Source organism: Stenotrophomonas maltophilia group sp. RNC7 (genome assembly GCF_030910085.1).
In the GTDB taxonomy this organism is placed as follows: Bacteria; Pseudomonadota; Gammaproteobacteria; order Xanthomonadales; family Xanthomonadaceae; genus Stenotrophomonas; species Stenotrophomonas sepilia.
On record NZ_JAVFVN010000361.1, the window covers coordinates 64,627 to 90,499 of the forward strand.

The following is a 25,873-nucleotide window of genomic DNA, read 5'->3' on the forward strand; positions in this document are numbered from 1 at the left end:
CTTCATTTCCCTTTGGTGTTAAGGAGAACGAGCATGAATCGAATCTATCGACGTATCTGGAGTGTGGCCAAGCAGTGCTGGGTGGTTGCGGGCGAGGTCGCAAGAGTCCGCGGCAAGCGCAGCGCAAACCTGAGCGCCAACGTGGCAGTTTTATCTACATTGCCCGTCCTGCTGCTGTTCATGGGCAATGTCAGCGCCGACAATTTTGGCTCGAAATGCACAATCAATCAGTATCCGGATTGGATCTCATGTCTGCCATATGCGGGGCTGGACGACAAGTTCACCCAGGCGAGCGTGGGTCCCAATAGCGCCAGAGTCCTGGCAATGGGGAACGGAGCCTATGTGCAGGGCAGGGAATCCACGGTCTTTGGACATCAGGCCAAGAGTGTGGGTGACCGGAGCGTGGCATTCGGCTACGGCGCCCAGAACAAGCAGGGTTACAGCACCGCCTTTGGCGCACATGCTCTTACAAATGGAATTGGCGCTGTCGCATTGGGCAATGGGGCAAGTTCAACTTACATCGATGCCATTTCTATTGGGAGCGGATCTGCTGCGGGGAGGTCAGGATATTCCGGTGCGATCGCGGTGGGTGGAAACAGCAGTGCAGACTTCAATGGTGTGGCCCTTGGTTTCAAGGCGAAGGTATCGGCTGCAAATTCCGTTGCACTTGGGACAGATTCTGAAGCTCATGAGCAGGGTACTGTTTCCGTCGGCACAAGTGGAAACAAGCGGCGGATTGTCAACGTGGCTGACGCGCGCTTGAATGCAACAAGTACAGATGCGGTCACCGGTAAGCAGTTGTACGCCACGCATGTGTTGGCGCAATCAGCATCTAACCGCATCAATGCCGACTCACTTTCACTCGGCAAGGGAGCTGTCGCTGAGTCAGATGCGTACTATGGCGCAAGCACAGCGTTGGGCAACAATGCAAAGGGTTATAACGGCGCGAGCGTTGCCCTCGGTGACGATGCACGGGCAGGTGTGGATGCCGCTGGGAACAAGGCCAATGGAAGCTCGGGGGGCGTCTCGGTCGGCTCCGGTACCCGGAGTGCACACGGTGCCGTTGCCATGGGACACAAGGCCATCGCGGGAGGAAATTTCTCCGTTGCGATCGGCACCGATGCCGTGGCCAATCAAGAGTTGAGTACGGCCTTCGGAAAGAGCAGTATCGCGGGCGCTCAGCAGACGACGGCCTTGGGGCGAGGGACACAAGCAACGGCGAAATTTGCAACCGCAGTGGGCAATCTAGCCAGGGCAACGGGCATCAGTTCGCTCGCCCTTGGACACAGCGCACATGCTGGGCATGAGGACGCCGTTGCGATTGGCGCCGGTTCGGTAACCGCTTCAGCCAGCTCCGTTTCGGTCGGTAGCGCCAGCAGGAAGCGGAAGATCCAGTACGTTGCTGATGGTGTAGTGGGTTCAGGCAGCACCGATGCCATCACGGGTAACCAGCTGTTCCAGACCAATACCCGTCTCTCGGCCGTGGAGAAGACTGCAGGCGATGTCACGGGTGAACTGGCCACGGTGAAGTCAATCGCACAGGCTGCCACGAACCGCATCGACGCCACCAATGTCGCACTCGGTAAAGGCGCCACTGCAGAGAATGCGAGCTTCGGCATCAGCACTGCACTCGGCAACAACGCCAAAGCGTACAACGGCCGCAGCGTAGCGCTGGGCGACGACGCACGCGCTGGTGTGGATGCGGACGGTAACAAGGTGGCCAACCAGAACGCGGGTGTCTCGGTTGGTGCCGGGACCCGCAGCGCCAACGGCGCCGTCGCAACCGGCTTCCGTGCCAACGCAAGCGGCAACTTCTCTATTGCTGTAGGCGGCGACGCCAAGGCCGAGGCAGAGCATGGTACGGCGGTTGGTTATCTGAGCAAGGCCAGTGCCAGCCAGGCCACCTCACTGGGGCGTGGCAGCGAGGCGACGGCGCAGTTCGCCAGCGCGCTGGGCAATCTGGCCAAGGCTACGAACACCAGCTCCGTGGCATTGGGTGACCGTGCCCAGGCCTCTCATGAGAACGCTGTTGCGCTGGGTGCAGGCGCAGTGACGGCTTCGGCCAATTCGATATCAGTTGGCAGCGCCAGCAGGAAGCGCAAGATCCAGTACATCGCCGATGGCGCGGTGGGAGCCGGCAGTACCGATGCCATCACCGGCAACCAGCTTCATGCCACCAATCAGGCCGTGACCAAGGCCCAGACAGCCGCTGACGCGGCGACCACCACCGCCAATGAAGCAAAGGTGGAATCGGGCAAGGCGCTGGCCGAGGCGGTCGCGCTGGGTGGCCTGGTCAACCAGACCGCTGTCAATGGCAACGTTCGTATTGGCGAGAAGAACAGCGGCACCGTGCTGGATGTGCGCAATAGCGCGAACGCGAATCGGAACCTGACCGGTGTGGCCGACGGCGTGGTCGGCGCCAGCAGCTATGACGCCGTCAACGGCAGGCAGCTCAATGCCACCAATGACAAGGTGACGACGGTGGAGGGCGTGGCCAGGTCTGCGGGCGAAGACGCTGCTGTGGCGAAAACTGATGCAACCAAGGCACTGGCCGAGACAGCTGCGCTGGGCGGGCTGGTGGCGCAGGTATCTGCGTCTGGCGATGTGCGCCTGGGCGGGAAGAACAGCGGTACGACTTTGGATGTGCGTAACAGCGCCAATGCTAACCGGAAGATCAGTGGCGTTTCAGACGCAGATCTAGGGGAGACTAGTACGGATGCCGTATCGGGAAGGCAGCTACATGCGACGAACGAGTCAATCTCAAAGGTTCAGTCTTCAGTAGAGGGCGCTGAGCGCCGTGTTGAAGTAGTAGAAGAAACGACCAGATTCTTGTCGATCGGCTCTTCAAGTGATCGAGATGCTGCCAAGAGCGGGGTTCTGGGTATTGCTCTGGGAGAGTCATCCGAGGCGTCGATTCTATCTGAGGGGGCGGTGGCGATTGGCGCGTTCTCTCGTGCACAGGGTGAAGCATCGATCGCGATCGGTCGAGCCTCGTGGGTCCATAGCTCTGCAAGCGGTGGCTTTGCACTTGGTACTCGATCAATTGTTGAGGAGACGAATGGAGTTGCCATTGGCGCTGGGAGCTCTGTGACGAAGGGGGCGCTCAATAGCGTTGCCTTGGGGGATAGCTCGGTGGCTAACGAAAGTCGAACAGTATCTTTTGGAGATGGAGTGCTTCAGCGCCGTTTGGTGAACCTTGCCAATGGCACTGCCGACCACAACGCCACCACCGTCTCTCAGCTCAAGGACTCCCTCGCCACCCTCGGCGGCGGCGCAGGCATGGATGCCAGCGGCAGCATCATCGCCCCGACCTACGCGGTGCAGGGTGGAACGCAGAACACCGTCGAGGATGCACTGATGGCACTCGATGGCGCTGTCATCACCGCGGGCCGACGCGCGGACAAGGTGGAAGGTCAGCTCAGCTCGATCTTCCAGGATTCGCCGTCGGCCCGTGCCGATGGCATGAACCAGATCGCGCTGAATGGCGTGAATGGCATGGTGCTGACCAACCTGGCTGACGGCCGAGTGGCGCCAGGAAGCCGTGATGCCGTAACCGGCAGTCAGTTGTACGCCGCAGAGCAGAAGATCTCGCAGAATCGGAATGATCTGGAGGCGATGCGCAAGGAGCGGGAGATGGGCGCGCAGGCAATGCGTGGATTGGATGCGAGCGTCATCGATTACGGTGGTGCGCGTTTGACTGGCGTGGCCGAGGCGACTCTGTCGGCTGATAGCTCGGATGTTGTGCGTGGCAGTCAGCTCTATGAGACCAACAGCCGTGTTTCGGAGCTTGAGGATGTCGCACAGTTTGTGAGTATCGGATCAGCGCCCTTCAGTGAACGCGCCGAAGCAGGTGTGGCAGGCGTTGCGGTTGGAAATTCAGCAAAGACGGGACTGGAGGGGGGAACTGCGGTAGGCACGTTTGCGGAGGCGATGGGGAAGAACTCCACCGCAATTGGTAGAGCGGCGGCTGTCTCTGTGGACTCTGCGAATGGATTCGCAATGGGGGTCGGTGCACAGGTCGGTGGAGGCGCGGGCGGTGCGAATGAAGGTATCGCGATTGGTGCTGCCGCAAGAGTTGAAGGCGGAGCTCATGGCTCCCTAGCACTTGGAAACGGTTCCCTGGCAGATGAAGAAGGAGTCGCGTCATTTGGCGGTGTTGGCATGAAGCGCCGCCTCGTAAACATCGCCAACGGCACCGCCAACCATAACGCCGCCACCGTCGGCCAGCTGCGCGGCGCACTCTCCGCTCTCGGCAGCGAAGTCGATGCCAACGGCAACATCGTTGGCCCCAGCTTCAACGTGCAGGGCCAGTCCCAATCCACCCTCAATGGTGCATTGGAAGCGCTCGACGGCGCGGTCGTCAGCACCACCTCGCGCGTGAACCAGGTCGAGTCCCAGCTCCGCTCCGTGTTCCAGGAAACCCCCTCGGTCCGCGCAGACGGTACCCAACAGCTCACCCTGGCCGGTGCCAACGGCATGGTCATCTCCAACGTGGCCAACGGCCTGATCGCGGCTGGCAGCCGCGATGCGGTCAACGGTGGCCAGCTGCACTCGATGCAGCAGCAGCTCAACGGCCGCATGGATGGGCTGGAGCAGCGCATCGACGATCAGCCGCAGGCCCGCGCCATGGCCGCGGCATCCACGCCGTCGCCATCCACCGAAGAGATCGCGCCGACGCCGGAAACCAGCGGTTCGCCGCAGATCGCCTCTACCGGTGAAGGTGACAAGCCCACGCCGCAGCCGAAGTCGAAGCAGGACGACACGCCCAAGCCGCAGGTCGACACCGCCGAGCTGGAGAAGATGCTGGCCCGTGCCAACGAGTACACCGATGGTGCGATCAGCAATTTCGAGCGCCGCCTGGACAAGATGGACAAGCGCTTCAACCGCATGGCGGCGATGAGCAGCGCGCAGAGCGCGATGGCGATGAACACCGCCGGCCTGGCCACCTACAACCGCCTGGGTGCGGGCGTGGGCTACAGCGAGGGTGAGTCGGCGATGGCGGTGGGCTACCAGCGCGTGCTCAACGAGAAGGGCTCGGCCACCTTCAGCCTCAATGGGGCGTTCACCAACAGCGGTGAGCGCAGCATGGGCGTCGGCGTCAGCATCGGCTGGTAAGCGATGGAGCCCCGGCGTGACGCGCGTAACCCGCCCCGCCGCGCCGGGGCCCTTGCCGAGGAAATGGCCATGTACCGTTGGGTAAGCCGATTCATCAGCTATCGCACGTTCTATCTGTGGCGGGCGCGGTATTACTACTACACCCGCAATCTGGACCGCTGGCTGCTGTTCGCCCTGCTGTGCGTGGCGGGCACGTGCTTGGCGGCCTGGTACACCTGGCGGGTATCGAGCGTGCCGCCGCCGCGCGTGCATCCGGAGGCGGCCGCGCTGCGCGTGGAGAACATCACCCAGGAGGCGATCCATCGCATCGTGCTGGTGCGGCATGGCGGCCCAACCCCGGGTGAGCCGTTCACCACCCCGGAGGATGTCCGTGCTGGCACGCTGCGCACACTGCGGGTGCGGCAGCTGCTGGACAGTGCGATGGTGTGGCAGCTGAAGGCCCACATGTTGGCCGACATCGCGACGTACATCGATGCCACGGGAAGCTGCTTCCCTTTCCCGTGCTGGCAGGTGAGCCATCGGCTGGAGCTCATGCGTGCGGCGGAGGCGGAGAACGCGGCCATCAATCGGGCGCTGGAGCCGGTACTGGAGATCCCGCTGGACAGGATGCCCAACCTCAACGGCGGTGAGCGCGCGCGGATACAGACGGCGTGGTCCGATCCGTTCGGCGATGTCTACAACCAGACCTGGTTGCTGGGCGATCTGCAGAACATGCACGCGCGGATGATGATGGCGTACCCGCAGCGCGTGGGAGCTCCCTGGTTGATGCGCCTGCTTGGCGATGAGACGGAGGAGCAGCACCATGATGTCTGGTAGGGCAACGCACTTTCTGTAGAGCCGAGCCATGCTCGGCTGCTCTTCGGTCAGCTATCCGGATGCCTGATGCACCGTGCGGACCAACGGTCCGCACCTACCAGAACCTGCGCGACCGTCACCCGCCGACGTACGCGGTGATCTCCGCTTCGGCCAGCAGCTGCCGCAACTGTGCGACAGACGCGCGCCGCATCGGCTTCTCATCCACCGGGGACAGCGGCGCCTGGCGCAGCGCATCGTACGGCAGCACGGCCAGGTCGAAGGTCAGCTCCTCGGCACTGAACACCCACACTGGCACATCCAGGCTGCGCTCGCGGTCCATGCGCAGCCGGCGCGTCCGCGATTCGGCGGGGATGCCGTGCTCCTCCAGGAAGCGGTGCACGGCTTCCGGGTCGTCGCTGTGCAGGTGCAGCTGCACCGGGCTGTTGGCATCGGCGGTACCTTCCAGCACCGGGCCGGCCAGCCGTGGGGCGAAGCCGTGCAGGAACTCCAGCGCACGCATCGCGGCCTCGCGGCGGCGCTGAAGTTCGCTGCCGTGCTGGGGGCCAGCGAACAGCCGCTGGTACTCGCGCAGGGCGTCTTCGATCTCGGTGTTGCGGGGCAGGGAGGCATCGTCGTGGATGCCGAGCCGGCTGGCGGCCTTCAACTTGGCCTGGTGGTAGTCGCGGATGCCGCCTTCAGCCATCAGGCGGGCGGCTTCGTGGGCGAGGCGGTGGCGCCGCTCGCGGGTCTGGCTGGCAGCATGCTGACGGGCGCGGTGCATGCGATGACTCCTGTTGCGACCTGGCTACAGACTAGCGCACGGATGTGACATCCGCGTGGGTATTTCAAGGTGGGGATGTAGAGCCGAGCCCATGCTCGGCTGCTCTACGCGGGGGCCCTGAGCCGAGCATGGGCTCGGCTCTACAGTCGTAGCGGTGCCAACCCACGGTTGGCACCCACCTGGCCCTTCCTCAGAAGATATCGAACGCGGCGGCGTCGGCCTGCGGCGTATTGAGGTTCAGGTCGTAGTCGGTCAGGCGGTCCATGTCTTCCACCTTCACCCACTCGGTTGCGCCGTTGAGGGTGGCCTGGACCATGCCGCTGGGCGGCTCGTTCTGCGCGATCGGGGTGTCCTTCAGCGCGGTGCGCATGTAGTCGATCCAGATCGGCAGCGCCGCCTTGCCACCGTATTCGCGGTAACCCAGCGAGCGGAAGTCGTCGCGGCCCACCCACACGGTGGTCACGTACGGGCCGCCGAAGCCGGAGAACCAGGCGTCACGATGGTCGTTGGTGGAGCCGGTCTTGCCGCCCACGTCCTCGCGGCCGAGCACCTTGGCCTGCACGCCGGTACCGCGCTGGACCACGTCGCGCATCATCGACACCAGCTGGTAGGCGGTGCGGGCGTCGATCGCGCGCGGGGCGGTGCGGGCATCCGGGTTGGCCGGAGCGGCGGCAGTTTCGGTCTTGGCTTCGGCCTTGGCCGCAGCGGCCGGGTCCACCTTCGGGGCCGGGGCGCCGAAGTTGAAGCCATCCACCACCTGGTTGACCGGCTGATCGCTGCTGCCCGCACAATCGCGGCAGGCCAGTGCCGGGTTTTCCTTGAACACCAGGTTGCCGTCGCGGTCATTGACCTGGTCGATCAGCCAGGTATCCACGCGCGAGCCGCCATTGGCGAACACCGCGTAGCCACGCGCCACCGACAGCGGGGTCAGCGAGGCAGTACCCAGCGACATCGACAGGTTCGGCGGAAGCTCCGATTCGGCGAAGCCAAATTCGCTGATGTACTTGCGCGCATAGTCCACGCCCATGCCATCGAGCAGGCGCACCGAGACCAGGTTGCGCGACTGCACCAGCGCTTCACGCAGGCGCATCGGGCCGCGGAAGCCGCCGCCGTCGTTCTGCGGGGCCCAGGTCTTGCCGCGGCGATCGCGGAACACGACCGGGGCGTCGAGCACGATCGAGGCCGGGTTGTAGCCCTTGTCGAACGCTGCGGCGTAGATGAACGGCTTGAAGCTGGAACCCGGCTGGCGGCGGGCCTGGGTGGCGCGGTTGAACTTGTTGCCGGAGAAGCTGAAGCCGCCGACCAGCGCCTTCAGCGCGCCGCTGTGGGCATCCAGCGAGACCAGCGCGGATTGGCCGCGCGGGATCTGGTCCAGCAGCCACTCGCCCTCCTTGGCACCGGCGCGTACGCGCACGATGTCGCCGCGCTGCACCAGCTTGCCCGGGGTCTTGTTGGTCCACTTGGCGGCACCGGCCGGCAGCACGATCTCGGTGCGGTTGGCCAGCACCACCGTGGCGCTGCCATCGGCAGAGGTGCTGGCGACGATTGCCGGCAGCAGGCCGGCCTGGCCGTACATGCCGCGCAGGTGCTCGGCCAGCGCGGCGGTATCGTCGCCGGCGCCCAGCTGCACCTGCTTCTCCACGCCGTGCCAACCGTGGCGGTGGTCGTACAGCAGCAGGCCATCACGCACGGCCAGGTTGGCCGCAGTCTGCAGGGTGGAATCGATCGTGGTGGTGACGTGGTAACCCTTGTTGACCACGTCGCCGCCGAAGCGGGCGATCATTTCCTGGCGCACCAACTCGGCCACGTAGGGTGCATCGACCTGCACCGGCGGCTCATGCGCGGTGGCGTGCATCGGCACGGCCTTGGCCGCGTCGGCCTCGGCCTGGCTGACGAACTTCAGGTCGGCCATGCGCTGCAGCACGTAGTTGTCACGACGCTGGCGGGCACGTTCCGGGTTGGAGATCGGGTTGCCCGACGAGGGGAACTTGGGGATACCGGCCAGCGAGGCCATCTCGTCCAGGTCCAGCTCGTTCAGCTTCTTGCCGTAGTAGAACTCGGCGGCGGCGGCCACGCCGTAGGCGCGGTTGCCGAAGAAACTCTTGTTCAGGTACAGCTCGAAGATCTCGTCCTTGCTCAGCTCGGACTCGATCTTGCGCGCCAGCAGGATCTCGGCCAGCTTGCGGGTATAGCTGTACTCGGAGCTGAGGAAGAACTGGCGGGCGACCTGCTGGGTGATGGTGGAGCCACCCGGCACGCGCTTGTCGTTGGTGGTGGCCAGCAGCCAGACCGCACGGCCGATGCCCATGTAGTCCACGCCGCCATGCTCGTAGAAGCGGGCGTCCTCGGTGGCCAGGAAGGCCTGCTTCAGCCGCTCGGGCACGTCCTTCATGGTGACCGGGGTGCGCCGGGTCTCGCCGAACACCGCCATCAGCTTGCCGTCGGCAGCGTAGACGTACATCGGCTCCTGCATTTCCACGTCGCGCAGGGTCTGCACGTCGGGAAGCTTGGAGGAAACGGCATAGTACAGACCGCCCACGGCGGCCGCGCCGATCAGCGCCAGGACCAGGACAATCAGGAAGATCCAGCGCAGCCAGCGGCGGAGTCGAGTCATCGGGTTCAGATTCCGATTGCGAATTTCGTGGTCGCAGAGTATAGATTACGCAAGGTGGCGGCTGGGGTCGGCACCGGGGAGCGCAAGGGGAACAGCCAGGGGCTGCATGGTGAATCCGTGAGGGATTTCACAGCAGGGCCGTTGCCATTTGCTAAGAATACGTTATTAATGCTCGGACGCAGGTCTTGCGTCCAAGTGCCCGTCGGCAGGGGAGAAACCGTGGGGCTCATCCCAAAAAGTCAGTCGCCGCTTGTAGGCGTCGACATCAGTTCGACTGCGGTAAAGCTTTTGCAGCTGTCCCGCAGCGGCAATCGTTTCCGCGTGGAACATTACGCTGTGGAACCTCTTCCGCCGAATGCGGTGGTGGAGAAGAACATCGTTGAAGTGGAGGCCGTCGGTGAGGCCATCCGCCGGGCGATGAACCGTTCAGGCAGCAAGGCCAAGCTGGCCGCTGCCGCCGTCGCGGGGTCGGCGGTGATCACCAAGGTGATCCCGATGCCGGCCGATCTCGACGAAAACGACATGGAAGCCCAGATCGAGCTGGAAGCGGTCAACTACATTCCGTATCCGATCGAGGAAGTGAACCTGGACTTCGAGGTGATCGGGTCGATCCCGAACAACCCGGAGATGGTCCAGGTGCTGCTGGCCGCGTCGCGTTCGGAGAATGTCGAGCTGCGCCAGTCCGCACTGGAGCTCGGTGGCCTGCAGGCCAAGGTGATGGACGTGGAGGCCTTTGCGGTCGAGAACGCCTACGCCCTGGTCGCCAGCGAGCTGCCGGTGTCCATCGACGGCGTGGTTGCGCTGGTCGACATCGGCGCCACCATGACCACCCTCAATGTCCTGCGCGGCGGCCGTAGCCTTTACAGCCGCGAGCAGGTGTTCGGTGGCAAGCAGCTGACCGACGAGATCATGCGCCGCTATGGCCTGAGCTACGAGGAAGCCGGGCTGGCCAAGCGCCAGGGTGGCCTGCCGGAAAGCTACGAGATGGAAGTGCTGGAGCCGTTCAAGGAAGCCACGGTCCAGCAGATCAGCCGCCTGCTGCAGTTCTTCTATGCGGGCAGCGAATTCAACCGCGTCGATCACATCGTGCTGGCCGGCGGCTGCGCCGTGCTCGGTGGCCTGCCGGAGATGGTCGAGGAGCAGCTGGGCGTGCCGACCGTGGTCGCCAACCCGCTGGCGCAGATGACCCTGGGGCCGAAGGTGAACGCGCATGCGTTGGCCCAGGATGCCCCCGCGCTGATGATCGCGACCGGTCTGGCGCTGAGGAGCTTCGACTGATGGCACGCATCAATCTATTGCCCTGGCGCGCCGAGCGGCGCAAGCAACGCCAGCGCGAGTTCTACGCAATGCTGGGCATGGCCGCTGTCGGTGGCCTGCTGTTGTCGCTGATGATCTGGTTCTATTACGACCGCCAGGTGAGCGGCCAGATGGACCGCAACGCCTATCTGGAAGCCGAGATCGGGAAGGTCAAGGAACAGAACAAGGAGATCGATCGCCTCGACGCGCAGAAGGAACGCCTGCTGGCCCGCAAGAAGGTGATCGAGGAACTGCAGGCCAAGCGCTCGCAGATGGTCCACCTGTTCGACGCACTGGTGCGCACCATCCCCGACGGCGTGGTGCTGACCGCACTGAAGCAGGAAGGGGATGTGCTGACGCTGGAAGGTCGCACCCAGTCCAATGCCCGCGTTTCGGCCTACATGCGCAACCTGGAGACCTCCGGCTGGATGACCAATCCGGAGCTGTCGATCATCGAAGCGCGTGACCCGGAGAAGGACAAGGATGGCAAGGTCGGTCCGCTGGCCGACATCAAGGCGCTGCCCTACGTGTTCGTGGTCAAGGTGAAACTGCCGGCACAGAGCGAAGAGGTCTCGGCGACGCCGGGCCTGAACGCCGATGGCTCGGTGGCGACGGCGGCGCCGGCACCGGCACCGGTGGCTCCGTTGGCCGCAGGTCCGGATGCCGCGACGCCTGCGGCGCCGGCAGCGGGCCAGCCGGCAGCGGCTCCCGCCGCACCGGCCGCTGCACCGCCGGCCACTCCGGCCAAGCCGAACCAACCGGCCGCTCCGGCTGCCGCGCCGGCTCCGGCACCTGCCCCGAAGCCTGAGGGCAGCCGCCTGGCGCAGCCGCCGCAGGCCTTCAATGCGCTGCTGCAGGGGGATCGCGCATGAGCCAGAAGATCGACATCAAGAACCTGGATTTCAACGACATCGGCAACTGGCCGCAGAAGGCAAAGATCGTCTTCTGCTCGTTGCTGGCACTGGTCATCATGTTCGTGGCGTGGATGCTGCTGATCAGCGGCAAGCGCGAGGAGCTGGCCGGCCTGGAATCGAAGGAAGTCGAGCTGCGCACCGAGTTCACCAAGCAGCAGGAACGCGCGGTGAACCTGGAGCCGCTGAAGCAGCAGCTGGCGCAGATGGAGCAGGTGCTGCAGCAGATGCTGCGGCAGCTGCCGAGCAAGACCGAAATGCCCGACCTGATCATCGACATCTCGCAGACCGCGCTGTCCAGCGGCCTGACCAACGAGCTGTTCGAGCCGGAGCAGGAGCAGATCAAGGAGTTCTACGCCGAGAAGCCGATCAAGCTGCGCATGGTCGGCAGTTACCACCAGTTCGGCGCATTCGTCAGTGGCGTGGCCTCGTTGCCGCGGGTAGTGATCCTGACCATGCATGACATCAACCTCAAGCCCAAGGAAAAGACCGGCGGCAACGTCCGCAGCGGTGCACTGGAACTGTCCGGTACGGTCAAGACCTACCGTTACCTGGACGAGACCGAAGTGCAGGCGCAGCAGGCGGCTGACGCTGGCAAGGAGGGCAAGAAGTGATGCGCGCGCAGACCGTACGTGGTGCGATGGTGCTGGCTGTACTGCTGCTGGCCGGTTGCGGCCGTGGCGTGACCAGCACGCCCGGCGACGCACCGAACCTTGAGAAGTGGGTGGAAGGCGAGCGGGCGCGACCGGCGCAACCGCTGGAGCCGCTGCCGGTGATGCAGCAGTTCGAGACCTTTGAATACTCCGCGCAGGGCATGCGCGATCCGTTCACCGATGCCTGGACCAATCCGCAGCAGGGGAACGGCGGATTGCGACCGGACCCGAACCGGCGCAAGGAGCCGTTGGAAGGCTTCCCGCTGGATGCGCTGGACATGGTCGGCACCATCGGTACCGGTGCAGGCACCGTGGCGCTGGTGATGGGGCCGGACAAGGTCACCTACCGGGTCCGCCCGGGCGGTTACCTGGGGCAGAGCGACGGGCGGGTCACGGCGGTCTTCGAAGACCGCGTGGAGCTGATCGAACTGGTGCCGGATGGCGCGGGTGGCTGGCTGGAACGGCCGGCAACGCTCTCGCTTGAAGATCAATGATCGTTTACTGGGGATAGCACGATGACCTTTCACCAAGCCAAGGGGCTGCGTCCCATCCGGCGCTCTACCTTGAACCGTGTCAGCGCGCTGGGAGTCGCGCTGATGCTGGCCTGCGCTCCGGCGCTGGCTGCCGCACCGGCGGAAAAGCCGGTGGGCGCCACCGTGGCACCGGCCGCTGCGCCGGCAGGCCTGTCGGTGGCCAAGATCGATTTCAAGCGTGGCGATGACGGCGCCGGGCGCCTGATCGTGCAGTTCGACGGGCAGGGCGCGATCCCTGACCTGCGCACGCAGGGCAACAGCGTCGTGGTCGACGTCGGCAATGCCCGACTGCCGGCCAACCTGCAGAAGCCGATGAACGTCACCGACTTCGCCACGCCGGTACAGCGCATCGACGCCAAGCCGTCCGGTGCCGGTACCCAGCTGGTGCTGAGCACCGGGGGTGCCGTGGAGTCGCTGGCCTACCAGAGCGGCAATGAGTACGTGGTCGAGATCAGCCCGCGACAGGCCCCGGCCGCCGTCGGCGCGGTCACCGCCGGCAGCGTCACCCAGGCGGCCAAGGCCGTCGGCCAGCGTGGTTTCACCGGCAAGCCGGTGACCTTCAACTTCCAGGACGTGCCGGTGCGCACCGTGCTGCAGTTGATCGCCGAGGAGTCCAACCTGAACGTGGTTGCGTCCGACTCGGTGCAGGGCAATGTGACCCTGCGCCTGGTCAATGTGCCATGGGACCAGGCGCTGGACATCGTCCTGCGCGCGAAGGGCCTGGACAAGCGTCGCGATGGCAGCGTGATCTGGGTGGCGCCGCAGGCTGAACTGGCCAAGTTCGAGCAGGAGAAGGAAGACGCGCGCATCGCCATCGAGAACCGCGAAGACCTGCGGACCGACTACATCCAGATCAACTACCACAGCGCCACGCAGATCTTCAAAGCGCTGACCGAGGCCAAGGGCATCGGTGGCAGTGGTGGTGGTGGCAGCGGCGGTGGTTCGGGCAGCTCGTCGCAGGAAGACAGTGGCTTCCTGTCCTCGCGCGGCCGCATCGTGGCCGACGAGCGCACCAACACGCTGATGATCAGCGACATCCCGAAGAAGATCGCGCGCATGCGCGAGCTGATCAACGTGATCGACCGCCCGGTCGACCAGGTGCTGATCGAAAGCCGCATCGTCATCGCCACCGATACCTTCGCCCGCGAACTGGGCGCGAAGTTCGGTGTCAGCGGCAGCCGTGACAACGTGTACTTCAGCGGCAGCCTGGATGCCAATGCCGAGACCCGCAAGTCGCAGGTCGCAACAGACCTGGCCAACGCCAAGGCCGAGCGTGACTGGGAAGCCGGTGGCCGGGTCGGCCCGCCGCCGGTGAAGTCCGGCTCGGCGATCACCCGTGGCCTGAACTGGAACCTGCCGGTGGCCGCCGCCAGCAACCCGGGTTCGCTGGCACTGTCGATCCTCAATGCCGGCTACCTGCTGGACGTGGAACTGTCGGCCATGCAGCAGGAATCGCGAGGCGAGGTGATCTCCAACCCGCGCGTGGTCACCACCAACCAGCGCGAAGCGATGATCAAGCAGGGCAAGGAGATCGGTTACGTCACCATCAGCGGTGGTACCGCTGGCGGCGTGGCGACGCCGAACGTGCAGTTCAAGGAAGTGGTGCTGGAGCTGAAGGTCACCCCGACCATCACCAACGACAACCGCGTGTTCCTCAACATGCAGGTGAAGAAGGACGAAGTCGACCAGCTGATCCAGCTGGAGGGCTACGGCACCGTGCCGTCGATCAACCGCCGCGAAGTCAATACCGCGGTTCTGGTCGAGGACGGGCAGACCGTGGTGATCGGTGGTGTCTACGAGTTCACCGATCGCAACAGCATCAGCAAGGTGCCGTTCCTGGGCGACGTGCCGTTCCTGGGCAACCTGTTCAAGAAGCGCGGCCGCAACAAGGACAAGGCCGAACTGCTGGTGTTCGTCACCCCGAAGGTGCTGCGCGTGGCCAAGCAGAACTGAGCCATCGCTCCGAAGTCTTCGAAGAAGGGCCGCCCTGTGCGGCCCTTCCTCGTTTCCGCCGGTAGATCCACGCCATGCGTGGATGCGCTGTTCAGCCGTTCTTGATGCCAATCGCAAGGCACCCTGCGATGATGTCGGGAACCCGTGCCGTCCTGCGCCGGTCAAAGGCCCCCATGAACCTGCCACCGCCGATGCCCGAAACCATCTCGCCGCCGCCCGCGCCGGCCATCTCCCGCCTGCATGCGGCATTCACCGGACTGCGCGACGCGTTGTCGGCCGAGATCGTCGGCCAGGCGGCACTGGTCGAACGCCTGCTGATCGCGCTGCTGGCCGACGGCCATCTGCTGGTGGAGGGGGCACCGGGCCTGGCCAAGACCACGGCGATCCGTGCGCTGGCTTCGCGCCTGGAAGCGGACTTTGCCCGCGTGCAGTTCACCCCCGACCTGCTGCCGGCCGACCTCACCGGCACCGAGATCTGGCGCCCGCAGGAAGGCCGGTTCGAGTTCGTGCCTGGCCCGATCTTCCACCCGATCCTGCTCGCCGACGAGATCAACCGCGCGCCGGCCAAGGTGCAGTCGGCGCTGCTGGAAGCCATGGGCGAGCGCCAGGTCACGGTCGGCCGGCATACCTATGCGCTGCCGCCGCTGTTCCTGGTGATGGCCACGCAGAATCCGATCGAACAGGAAGGCACGTTCCCGCTGCCGGAAGCGCAGCTGGACCGCTTCCTGATGCATGTGCGCATCGGCTACCCGGACCAGGCCGCCGAATCGGAGATCCTGCGGTTGGCCCGTGAGCGTGCCCGTGGTGCATTGGGCGAGGCCGCGCCGGCGCCGGACAAGATGCCGATGCAGGACGTGTTCGATGCCCGCCGTGAAGTGCTGGACCTGCACATGGCACCGGCACTGGAGCGCTACCTGATCGAGCTGGTGCTGGCCTCGCGCGACCCCTCGCGCTACGACGCCGGCCTGGGCCGCCGCATCGCCTGGGGGGCAAGCCCGCGCGGCTCCATCGCACTGGAGCGCTGTGCCCGTGCGCGCGCCTGGCTGGCCGGCCGTGATTTCGTCACGCCCGACGACGTGCGTGCGGTCGCCGCCGACGTGCTGCGCCATCGCGTGCTGCCCAGCTATGAAGCCACCGCCGAGGGCTGGGATGGCGAGCGCCTGGTGCAGGAGCTGCTGGCCCGGGTGCCGGCACCCTGAGCCTGCGCATGACCGATCGATCCCTGGAACAGGCACCGTCTGCGCTCGAAGGTGACGGCCTGCGCCCGCAGCTGGCCGAACTGGTCGCGTTGCGCCGGCTGGCACAGCGTCCGCCGCCGCCGCGCCGTGGCCGCACCGGCAACGCCGGCCAGGCGCCATCCCCGCTGCGCGGCCGCGGCATGGAGTACGCCGAGTCGCGCGACTATGTGGCCGGCGACGACGCGCGCCACATCGATTGGCGCGTGACCGCGCGCACTGGTCGCGCGCATACCAAGTTGTTCCAGGCCGAGCGCGAGCGGATCAGCCTGATCGTGGCCGACACGTCGCCGGCGCTGTACTTCGGTACCCGCGTGCGCTTCAAATCGGTGCAGGCCGCACGCGCGGGTGCTGTTGCCGCGTGGTCGGCGCAGCGCCGTGGCGATCGCGTGGGCGCGCTGCGTGGCAGCGACCGCGAAGCGCCGATCACCCCCGCAGGTGGGCCGCGCGGTGTGCTCCGCGTGCTCGACGCGCTGACCCGCTGGTATGCACAGCCGCCGGCCGACGATCTGGGCCTGGAGCGCGCGCTGGACCATGCCGGCCGCGTGCTGCGCCCAGGCGCGCGCATGCTGGTGCTGGCCGATCCGCAGCAGGCCATCCGCATTCCGCCCGCGCGCTGGAGCGCGCTGGCCCAGCATCACGACCTAAGCCTGGTGCTGCTGGTCGATCCACTGGAGCTGCGGCCACCGTCGGCGGCGTTGCAGTTCCAGACCGCGCAGCAGCGCATCGGTCTCGACCTGCGCCGCAGCGAAGTGCAGGCGCACTGGCAGGCGCATTTTGTCGAGCCGCTGCAGGAGCTGCGGCGCCAGCTCGGCGCGCGCCGCGTCGACGTGCAGGTGCTGTCCTCCGATGCGCCCAGCGACGCCTGGCTGGCGCCGTCGCCGACCGAGGTGCCGGCATGAGCGCCGCGCTGCCGTTGCGCGATGTGCAGCTGCCGCCGGCACCGTCATGGTGGCCGCCAGCCCCCGGTTACCTGATGATCGGCGCGGTGGTCATGCTGGTGCTGCTGGTGATCGCCGTACTGATGTGGCGGCGTCGCCGCCGTCGCCAGCGCTGGTTGCAGCTGTTCGATCAGGAACTGGCAACCGCCCCCGACGCTGCGGCCGAACTGGCGGCCATCGCCGGACTGCTGCGCCGTGCCGCACGCCATGCACGGCCGGGCAGTGAATCGCTGCGCGATGACGCCTGGTGGCAACGCCTCGACCCGCAGCGCACGCTGGCCGATGACCACCGCAGCCTGTTGGCCGAAGGCGCCTATCGCCCGCGCGTCGACAACCGCGACGTGGCGGCCATACGCAGCTGGGCCCGCGAACGCTACCTGGCGATGCTGCTGGAGCGCCGCCGATGAACCTGCTGGCAAGTTACTGGCCATGGCCGGACCTGCAGCTGGCGTGGCCGCTGGCTTTGCTGGCGCTGCCGTTGCCGCTGCTGATGCGCTGGTGGAAGCGCCGTGCAGCGCCGGGTGCTGCACTACGCGTCCCCTACGCTGCCGCCGAGCTGGAAGCGCTGTCCGGTGGTGGCCGCGTCGACGTGTCGTGGCTGCGCACGCTGTTGCTTTGGCTGGGGTGGTGTGCACTGTGCATCGCGCTGGCGCGACCGCAGCAGCTGGGCGAAGCCATGACACCCCCGCAGCAGGGCCGACAGATGATGTTGGCGATGGACGTGTCCGGAAGCATGGGCGAGGGCGACATGGTGCTGGGCGACCAGGCGGTCGATCGCCTGACCGCAGCCAAGGCCGTGCTTGCCGACTTCCTTGATCGTCGTGCGGGCGACCGCGTCGGCCTGCTGATCTTCGGTGACCGCGCCTACACGCTCACGCCGCTGACTGCGGACCTGGCCAGCGTGCGCGACCAGCTGCGCGACAGCGTGGTCGGCCTGGCCGGGCGCGAGACCGCCATCGGGGATGCCATCGGCCTGGCGGTCAAGCGCCTGCGCAGCCAGCCGGAGGGACAGCGCGTGCTGATCCTGCTGACCGATGGTGTCAGCAATGCCGGTGTGCTGGAACCGCTGCGCGCCGCGGAAGTGGCGCGCGCCGAGGGCGTGCGCATCCACACGGTCGCATTTGGCGGCGATGGCAGCATGCGGTTGTTCGGCATTCCGATTTCCACCGACCAGGATCCGGTCGATGAGGCCACCCTGAAGAAGATCGCCAGCATGACCGGTGGCCAGTTCTTCCGCGCGCGTGACACCGCGCAGCTGGCCGGGATCTACGCCGAGCTCGATCGCCTGGAGCCAGTGGCCGCGAAGGGCCCGAGCCTGCGTCCGCGCGAAGAACGCTATGCCTGGCCGTTGGGGCTGGCGTTGCTGCTGGGCGTGCTGGCCTGGCTGTGGCCGGAGTGTCGCCGATGATCGCGTTTGCTTCGAATCTTCCCGACTGGAACGCGCTGCACTTCCTGCGGCCCGAGTGGTTGTGGGCGCTGCTGGCGCTGCCGCTGATCATCGCGTTGGCGCTGCACCGGCAGCGACGCAGTGATGCGTGGCGGCAGGCGGTGGATGCACATCTGTTGCCACATCTGCTGGCCGCCGGTGCGAAGCGTCGCGTGCGCCTGCCATGGGCGCTGCTGCTGGGCTGGACACTGGCATCGCTGGCGATGGCCGGGCCGAGCTGGCGGCAGCAGGCGCAGCCGATGTTCCAGGCCAGCGCGCCGCTGCTGGTGGTACTGGACCTGTCCAGCCGGATCAGCGCAACCGATCTGCCACCGTCGCGCCTGCTGCAGGCGCGCGCGAAAGTAGGCCAGCTGCTGCGCGCTCGCCAGGGCGGGCAGGTGGGGCTGGTGGTGTATGCCGATGATGCCTACACCGTGGCGCCGCTGACCGACGACGGCAGCAACGTCGCGCTGTATCTGGATGCGCTGTCGCCGGACGTGATGCCGCGCGATGGCCAGCGTGCCGACCGCGGCATCGACTGGGCAACACGGCTGATGCGGCAGATCGGTGCGCTGCAGGGGCAGATCCTGCTGGTCAGCGACCAGGCGGATGGTGAAGCTGCACTGGCGGCAGCGCAGGCACGCAGCCTGGGCCTGCAGGTGTCGGTGCTGGGCCTGGGCACGCCTGCCGGTGCGGCCTACCGCGATGGCAGCGGGCAGATCCGCCAGGCTGCGCTGGATGAGGGCAGCCTGCGCGCGGTGGCCACTGCAGGCGGCGGCCGCTATGCACGCATCGCCGCCGATGACAGCGATCTGCGTGCGCTCGGTGTACTCGACGCGCGCGAAGGCACGGCGGCGCAGCGGCCGGGCGAAGGCAAGCAGTGGCGTGACGAAGGCTTCTGGCTGCTGCCGCCGGTGATGCTGCTGGCATTGCTGGCCTTCCGCCGTCGTGCGCTGCTGGCGGCGGTGCTCGCGGTCGGCCTCGTGCCATGGATGAATGACGCGCAGGCGCAGGCACCTGCGACGCAGGCCTCGCAACCCGCGCAGGGCACGCTGTGGAAGCGTAGCGACCAGGCGCAGCATCAGCGCCTGGCCGAGGGGGTCCAGGCTTACCGCAACGGCGACTTCACCACTGCACGCAAACGCTTCGAAGGCATCGACAACGATGCCGGTTGGTACAACCTGGGCAACACGCTGGCACGCGAAGGCAACTACGACGAAGCGATCGCCGCCTACGACCGCGCGCTGGCGTTGCATCCCGGCATGGCCGATGCGGTTGCCAACCGTGCCGTGGTCGATGCCGCGCGCAAGCGCAGGCAGTCGGGTGGCAAAGGCCAGGATCATCAGAAGCCACCGCAGAGCGGGCAGCATAAGCAGCAGAACGATACCTCGGGCCAGCAGAACCCGCAGGGCCAGAAGCCGCAGCAGGGCCAGCAGAATCCCGGCCAGGGCCAGCCGCCGTCGGGCCAGCAGGGGCAGCCCAGGGCGGGTGACGACAAGAACCCGTCGAGCCCGCAGCCCGGCCAGCGCGGCCGCGATGGCCAGCAGGCGCCACCACAGGTGGAGGATGCCAAGGCACAGGCCCAGGCCGATGAGCAGCAGCGCCAGCGCATGCAGCAGGCGATGCAGCAGGCACGCGAAGGCGAGGCTGGCAAGGACGGCAAACCCGTACCGGGGGCTGAGGGCCGCACACCGCGCGAGCGCGAGGAGCAACAGGCGGTGGAAGCGTGGATGCGGCGTGTGCCGGATGATCCGGGCGCGTTGCTGCGGGCCAAGTTCCAGCTGGAAAACGAACGCAGGAAGAGGGAAGGGCGATGACGCGGGCGATCAACATGCACGGGCACTGGTCACGGCCGGTACTGGCGGCGCTGTTGCTGTGGCTGCCGCTGCTGGCCTGGGCGCATCCACGCGCCTGGCTGGATCGCGACCGCATCGCGATGGGTGATACGGTCACCCTCAATGTCGAGAGCGATCAGGGCGCTCCCGACTTCACGCCATTGCGCACCGACTTCGACCTGAGCGGCCAGACCAGCAGCCGCCAGGTGGAATGGAGCAATGGCAGCATGCAGCAGCGCAACCTGTATGGCGTGGCGCTGACGCCGCGGCGCAGTGGTGCGCTGGTGGTACCGGGCCTGCAGGTGGGAAGTGCGCGAACCGCGCCGCTGACGCTGCAGGTCGATGCGGCCGCCGTGGCCGGACCTGACAGCAATGCGATGGCCTTCATCGAAACCGTTGTCGATGACGATACGCCGTACGTGCAGCAGAGCGTGGGCGTGGTGGTGCGGTTGTATTTCGCCTCGCAGCTGGCCTCCGGCGAGCTGGTGCTGGATACCCCGGCGGGCGCGTCGTTGCAGCGGGTGGGCGATGACCGCACCGACGTACGGCAGGTGAACGGGCGCCGCTACAACGTGGTCGAACGACGTTTCCTGCTGATCCCCGAGCGCAGCGGCGCGTTGCGGCTGTCCGGTGCGCGTTTCAGCGGGCGCAGCGCCGGAGGTTTCTTCGATGACTTCTTCGGGGGCGGCGATGGCCGCATGAATGCCACCGGCGCAGACCGCACGTTGCAGGTGCAGCCACAGCCGGCACAGGCGCCGCAGCCGTGGTTGCCCCTGCAGAGCCTGCAGCTGCGCTACACCAGCGCGCCCACCAGTGCCCGTACCGGCGAGGCAGCCAACGTGGTGGTCGAAGCGGTTGCCGAAGGCGCGACCCGAGCACAGTTCACCGACCTGCCGGTCCCCGATGTCGGCGCCAACGCGCAGGTGTTCGCCGAACCGGCACAGTACGAAGAGACCTTCAACGGCAGCACGCCGCGCCTGAAGATCACCCGCCGCTATTCGATCGTGCCGCGCCAGCCGGGTTCGCTGGTGGTGCCGGGACCACGCCTGCCCTGGTGGGATGTGCGCAACGGCAAGGCACAGGAAGCGAAGCTGCCGGACCTGACGCTGGCCGTTGCGGCCGGTACCGGCGCCGCCACTGCCTCGCCGGCAGCGCTGCCACCGATCGACACCGCTGCCGCGCTGCCGGGCAGCGATGGACAGGATGGGCGTATCGCCGCGACCGATCCACGCGCCAGCGGCCTGTCCGAGCGACCGTGGCCATGGATGGCGGCGGCCATTGGCCTGGCGCTGCTGTGGCTGCTGACCCTGTTGTGGGGCTGGCAGCGAGGCCGACGCCCGCGTGTGGCGGCGCCTGCAGCCGGCAAGCCCTCTGTGACGACCGTGGTGAGCGGGCGTGCCGGCTTGGCCGAACTGCGCCGCGCGCTGGATGGTGAGGGTTTCGATCAGGTGGAGGCGCGTCTGTGTGCGATGGCGGGCGTGGAGCGCATCGAGCAGGTGATCGCCCGGCTGGATGACCCGGCCCAGCGCCAGGTGTTGCTGGACCTGCAGCAGGCGCGCTGGGGCGGGCAGGGCGAACTGGCCCCGTTGCGCATGCGCCTGCGTGAGGTCTTCCGTGACGGACCGCACTGGTCGGTGGCTACCGGCGCCGCCGACACTGGCCTGGCGCCGCTGTATCCAACGCGGCGAACCTGAACCGGCGCCGCTTGCGCGCTTTGTTAGAGTGCATTCATTTTTCGAGGAAACCCGCGCATGACAGCAGCTGCTGCCGACAAGAAGAAGTTGCCCCTGCATTGGAAGATGGGCATCGGCTTTGCGATCGGCCTGATCCTGGGACTGATCGTGCACGCCCTGGGCGGCAGCGTCGATGGCCTGCAGGCCGGTGCCAAGTGGGTCATGGACTACGTCACCACCCCGGCGTCGGGCCTGTTCCTCAACCTGATCTTCATGCTGATCGTGCCGCTGATCTTCTCGGCGCTGATCATGGGCGTGTCGGAGATGGGCGACATCCGCGCCCTGGGCCGCATCGGCTGGAAGACCCTGGCCTATACCGTGCTGCTGTCCGGCATTGCCGTAGGCATCGGCCTGGTGCTGGTCAACCTGCTCAAGCCGGGCGCCGGCGTGGATCCGCAGGTCGCCGCGATGATGCTGTCGGAGAACGCCGAGCGCAGCAAGGAAATCGTCGCTGGCATCCATGGCACGCCGAAGGGCATGGACATGCTGCTGTCGATCGTGCCGAGCAATGTGCTGCAGGCCGCGTCGGACAACGGCGCGATCCTGTCGCTGATGTTCTTCGCGCTGATGTTCGGCATCGGCATGGTACTGACCGACAATGAGAAGGTCGCCCCGTTGCGCCGCGCCATCGAAGGCGTGTTTGAAATCTCGATGACCCTGATCAACCTGGTCATCCGCCTGGCCCCCTATGCGGTGGCCTGCTTCATGTTCAATCTGGCCGCGCTGTTCGGCTTCGAGCTGATCATCCGCCTGGGCGCGTACGTGGGCGTGGTGGTGCTGGCGCTCGGCCTGCACATGGTCGTGACCTACGGTACTGCCGTATGGCTGTCCGGCCGCTCGCCGCTGTCGTTCTTCCGCGATACCCAGGAAGCGACGGTGATGGCGTTCTCCACCGCCTCCAGCAACGCGACCCTGCCGACCGCACTGCGCGTGGCGGACCAGATGGGCCTGCCGCAGCGCGTGTCGCGCTTCGTGCTGACCGTGGGTGCCACCGCCAACCAGAACGGCACCGCCCTGTTCGAGGGCGTGACGGTGATCTTCCTGGCCCAGTTCTTCGGCGTGGACCTGAGCATTGGCCAGCAGATCATGGTGATGGCGGTCTGCATCCTTGGCGGCATCGGCACGGCGGGCGTGCCGTCGGGCTCGCTGCCGGTGGTGGCGATGATCTGCGCGATGGTCGGTGTGAACCCGCTGGGCATCGGCCTGATCCTGGGCGTGAACCACTTCCTGGACATGTGCCGTACCGCCCTGAACGTGACCGGCGACCTGGCCCTGACCACGTTGGTGGCCAAGGGCGAGTCCCATGACGGACCGGCGCTGGGCACGCCCCTCGATTGAACGCGCCCTGAATGCCATGGATACTATCCCGACGCATGGAAGGCGTCGGGATTGGCGCCGTGCGAAAGGGAGCAGAAATGAGGATTTCGTACGTGATGGTCGCCGCCCTGGGCCTGCTGGCTTTCGACGCCAGTGCCCAGAAGGCCTGTGAAACCAACTACACCAAGACCGGCAGCTTCTTCGCCGGGCGCACCTTCACCACCTGGGACGTGGTGCCCAACGTTACCCCGGCCGACGCTCTCAAGCGTATCCAGATCGAGGGCGTGAAGTCGGGCCTGAAGGTCGCCAGCGTGGACAAGGACCTGGGCATGCTGACCCTGGAACAGAACGTCCAGTTCAATGGTGGCCAGACCACCCTGCCGTGGAACGTGCTGGTTGAAGCCGAGGGCAAGGGTTCCAAGATCACCGTGACCAAGACCACCCCGGCTACCTACGCCACTGGCGAGGACTTCCAGAAGAAGTCGATGTGTGGCGTGATCGAGGCTGCCGCGCCCAAGTAAGGGGTTGGCGGGACCAGATCCCTTTCACTGGCAAGGGATCTGGTCCTACGCCTGAACCCGGCCCCGCGTCTGTGGGACAATAGGCCGCCCGCACGTCCGCGGCCGCCTCCCGATTCCGACAGAACCATGACGCAGCCTACCCGTCGCCAGTTGGCCAACGCCATCCGCTTCCTCGCCGCCGATGCGGTTGAAACCGCAAAGTCCGGCCACCCCGGCATGCCCATGGGCATGGCCGACATCGCCGAAGTCCTCTGGAACGACTACCTCCGCCATAACCCGAGCAACCCGCACTGGTTCAACCGCGACCGTTTCGTGCTGTCCAACGGCCACGGTTCGATGCTGCAGTACGCGCTGCTGCACCTGAGCGGTTACGACCTGCCGATCGAGCAGCTCAAGCTGTTCCGCCAGCTGGGCAGCCACACCGCAGGCCATCCGGAGCGCCACGAGACCCCGGGCGTGGAAACCACCACCGGCCCGCTGGGCCAGGGTTTCGCCAATGCCGTGGGCTTCGCCCTGGCCGAGAAGCTGCTGGCACAGCGCTTCAACCGCCCGGAGCTGGAAGTGGTCGACCACCGCACCTGGGTGTTCATGGGTGATGGCTGCCTGATGGAAGGCGTGTCGCACGAAGCGGCCTCGCTGGCCGGCACCTGGGGCCTGCACAAGCTGGTCTGCTTCTGGGACAACAACCACATCTCCATCGACGGCAACGTCGAGGGCTGGTTCACCGACAACACCCCGGAGCGTTTCGAGGCCTATGGCTGGAACGTGATCCGCGATGTTGACGGCCACGACCCGGACAGCATCAAGGCCGGCATCGAGGCCGCGCTGTCGCAGAGCGACAAGCCGACCCTGATCTGCTGCCGCACCACCATCGGCTTCGGTTCGCCGAACAAGGCGGGCAAGGAATCCAGCCACGGTGCTCCGCTGGGCAAGGACGAGCTGGAAGCCACCCGCAAGCAGCTGGGCTGGGAATACGGCCCGTTCGAGATCCCGCAGGCGATCTACGACGGCTGGCGCGCCAATGGCGCCGGCACCCTGCGCCAGGCCGAGTGGGAACAGCTGTTCGACAAGTACGCCAGCCAGTATCCGGCAGAGGCGGCTGAGCTGACCCGCCGCTCGCACGGCGAGCTGCCAGCCGACTTCGTTGCCAAGGCCGATGCCTACATCGCCCAGGTGGCCGCTGAAGGCCCGACGATTGCATCGCGCAAGGCCTCGCAGCTGGCCATCGAAGCCTATGCGCCGCTGCTGCCGGAAATCGTCGGTGGCTCGGCCGACCTGGCGCACTCCAACCTGACCCTGTGGAAGGGCAGCAGGTCGGTCGCCAGCGACGACGCCAACGCCAACTACGTGTACTACGGCGTGCGCGAGTTCGGCATGACCGCCATCGCCAATGGCCTGGCCCTGCACGGTGGCTTCATTCCGTTCGACGCCACCTTCCTGGTGTTCAGCGATTACGCCCGCAACGGCGTGCGCATGAGCGCGCTGATTCCGGCCCACGCCATCCACGTCTATACCCACGACTCGATCGGCCTGGGCGAAGACGGCCCGACCCACCAGCCGGTGGAGCACCTGGCCTCGCTGCGCTACATCCCGAACAACGACGTGTGGCGCCCGTGCGATGCGGTCGAGTCGGCGGTGAGCTGGAAGGCCGCGATCACCCGCCAGGACGGCCCGAGCTGCCTGGTGTTCAGCCGCCAGAACCTGCCGCACCAGCCGCGCAGCGCCGAGCAGATCAAGCAGATCGAGCGCGGCGGTTACGTGCTGGCCGATGCCGCCGGTACCCCGGACGTGATCCTGATCGCCACCGGTTCGGAAGTCTCGCTGGCTACCGAAGCCAAGGCCCAGCTGGATGCGGCCGGTATCAAGACCCGCGTGGTCTCGATGCCGTCCACCGACGTGTTCCTGCGCCAGGATGCGGCCTACCGTGAATCGGTGCTGCCGAACGCGGTGCGCAAGCGCGTGGCCGTGGAAGCTGGCGTCACCGGTTTCTGGCGCCAGTTCGTAGGCCTGGACGGTGCGGTGATCGGTATCGACACCTTCGGTGCCTCGGCCCCGGCCGACCAGCTGTACAAGCACTTCGGCATCACCACGGCGCACGTGGTGGAAGCGGCCAAGGCGCTGTAAGCAGCGACATGGAGTGATGAAGGAAAGGCCGGCGCAAGCCGGCCTTTCTCTTTTTCTGTGGGGCGAAACGAATCGGTCGTCTTGCCAGTA

At 66.4% G+C, this 25,873-nt stretch carries 18 protein-coding genes; 16 read left to right on the forward strand and 2 right to left on the reverse strand.

All coding sequences use genetic code 11. The features are described 5' to 3' along the window. The first annotated feature begins 33 nt into the window (after window positions 1-33). Together RCF13_RS06225 and RCF13_RS06230 are read left to right on the forward strand one after the other, a co-directional pair. On the forward strand, window positions 34-5,115 hold the full coding sequence (locus RCF13_RS06225; protein ID WP_134968923.1) for an ESPR-type extended signal peptide-containing protein: 5,082 nt from the start codon (window positions 34-36) through the stop codon (window positions 5,113-5,115). A gap of 69 nt (window positions 5,116-5,184) precedes the next feature. Then, a complete protein-coding gene (locus tag RCF13_RS06230; RefSeq protein WP_134968922.1) occupies window positions 5,185-5,931 on the forward strand; it encodes a hypothetical protein in 747 nt (248 codons plus the stop codon). 115 nt (window positions 5,932-6,046) lie between these two features. Here RCF13_RS06230 and RCF13_RS06235 read toward each other — a convergent pair whose 3' ends face one another. Both RCF13_RS06235 and RCF13_RS06240 read right to left on the reverse strand, forming a co-directional pair. Then, the gene (locus tag RCF13_RS06235) at window positions 6,047-6,691 is read right to left on the reverse strand and encodes a hypothetical protein (RefSeq protein ID WP_061479340.1); all 645 of its coding nucleotides are present in this window, start codon (window positions 6,689-6,691) and stop codon (window positions 6,047-6,049) included. Between the two features lie 190 nt (window positions 6,692-6,881). Beyond that, the gene (locus RCF13_RS06240) at window positions 6,882-9,305 is read right to left on the reverse strand and encodes a penicillin-binding protein 1A (protein ID WP_134968921.1); all 2,424 of its coding nucleotides are present in this window, start codon (window positions 9,303-9,305) and stop codon (window positions 6,882-6,884) included. Between the two features lie 219 nt (window positions 9,306-9,524). Between RCF13_RS06240 and RCF13_RS06245 the strand changes: the two genes are divergently transcribed. The 14 genes from RCF13_RS06245 (at window position 9,525) to tkt (ending at window position 25,783) form a co-directional block, all read left to right on the forward strand. After that, window positions 9,525-10,583, forward strand: coding sequence for a pilus assembly protein PilM (locus RCF13_RS06245; protein WP_014038321.1), 1,059 nt, complete (start codon window positions 9,525-9,527; stop codon window positions 10,581-10,583). Then, window positions 10,583-11,473, forward strand: coding sequence for a PilN domain-containing protein (locus RCF13_RS06250; RefSeq protein ID WP_231352277.1), 891 nt, complete (start codon window positions 10,583-10,585; stop codon window positions 11,471-11,473). The genes RCF13_RS06245 and RCF13_RS06250 overlap by 1 nt, the downstream gene beginning before the upstream one ends. Then, window positions 11,470-12,126, forward strand: coding sequence for a type 4a pilus biogenesis protein PilO (gene pilO, locus RCF13_RS06255; protein ID WP_049411380.1), 657 nt, complete (start codon window positions 11,470-11,472; stop codon window positions 12,124-12,126). The genes RCF13_RS06250 and pilO overlap by 4 nt, the downstream gene beginning before the upstream one ends. Next, complete coding sequence (locus RCF13_RS06260; protein ID WP_005418914.1) at window positions 12,126-12,659, forward strand: pilus assembly protein PilP; 534 nt, start codon at window positions 12,126-12,128, stop codon at window positions 12,657-12,659. Before pilO ends, RCF13_RS06260 begins: the two co-directional genes overlap by 1 nt. A 21-nt stretch (window positions 12,660-12,680) precedes the next feature. Next, window positions 12,681-14,651, forward strand: a complete 1,971-nt coding sequence (locus RCF13_RS06265; protein WP_308140959.1) for a type IV pilus secretin PilQ family protein — start codon at window positions 12,681-12,683, stop codon at window positions 14,649-14,651. Between the two features lie 173 nt (window positions 14,652-14,824). Then, a complete protein-coding gene (locus tag RCF13_RS06270; RefSeq protein WP_049411374.1) occupies window positions 14,825-15,850 on the forward strand; it encodes a MoxR family ATPase in 1,026 nt (341 codons plus the stop codon). 8 nt (window positions 15,851-15,858) lie between these two features. Then, complete coding sequence (locus RCF13_RS06275) at window positions 15,859-16,788, forward strand: DUF58 domain-containing protein (protein WP_231352276.1); 930 nt, start codon at window positions 15,859-15,861, stop codon at window positions 16,786-16,788. Beyond that, the gene (locus RCF13_RS06280) at window positions 16,785-17,234 is read left to right on the forward strand and encodes a DUF4381 family protein (RefSeq protein WP_231352275.1); all 450 of its coding nucleotides are present in this window, start codon (window positions 16,785-16,787) and stop codon (window positions 17,232-17,234) included. Before RCF13_RS06275 ends, RCF13_RS06280 begins: the two co-directional genes overlap by 4 nt. Beyond that, window positions 17,231-18,235 carry a VWA domain-containing protein gene (locus RCF13_RS06285; protein ID WP_134969406.1) on the forward strand — a complete coding sequence of 335 codons (1,005 nt, stop codon included), beginning with the start codon at window positions 17,231-17,233 and terminating at the stop codon, window positions 18,233-18,235. Before RCF13_RS06280 ends, RCF13_RS06285 begins: the two co-directional genes overlap by 4 nt. After that, entirely contained in the window at window positions 18,232-20,070 is a 1,839-nt protein-coding gene (locus tag RCF13_RS06290) for a tetratricopeptide repeat protein (protein ID WP_231352274.1), read from the forward strand. The genes RCF13_RS06285 and RCF13_RS06290 overlap by 4 nt, the downstream gene beginning before the upstream one ends. Next, window positions 20,067-21,782, forward strand: coding sequence for a BatD family protein (locus RCF13_RS06295; RefSeq protein WP_308140960.1), 1,716 nt, complete (start codon window positions 20,067-20,069; stop codon window positions 21,780-21,782). Before RCF13_RS06290 ends, RCF13_RS06295 begins: the two co-directional genes overlap by 4 nt. A gap of 57 nt (window positions 21,783-21,839) precedes the next feature. Then, the gene (locus RCF13_RS06300) at window positions 21,840-23,159 is read left to right on the forward strand and encodes a dicarboxylate/amino acid:cation symporter (protein WP_065185312.1); all 1,320 of its coding nucleotides are present in this window, start codon (window positions 21,840-21,842) and stop codon (window positions 23,157-23,159) included. Window positions 23,160-23,236: 77 nt separating this feature from the next. Further along, window positions 23,237-23,659 (forward strand): hypothetical protein, encoded by a 423-nt coding sequence (locus tag RCF13_RS06305; RefSeq protein ID WP_227837915.1) that lies wholly within the window; start codon window positions 23,237-23,239, stop codon window positions 23,657-23,659. A 126-nt stretch (window positions 23,660-23,785) separates the two neighbouring features. Continuing rightward, complete coding sequence (gene tkt / locus RCF13_RS06310; RefSeq protein WP_134968090.1) at window positions 23,786-25,783, forward strand: transketolase; 1,998 nt, start codon at window positions 23,786-23,788, stop codon at window positions 25,781-25,783. Window positions 25,784-25,873 lie beyond the last annotated feature (90 nt).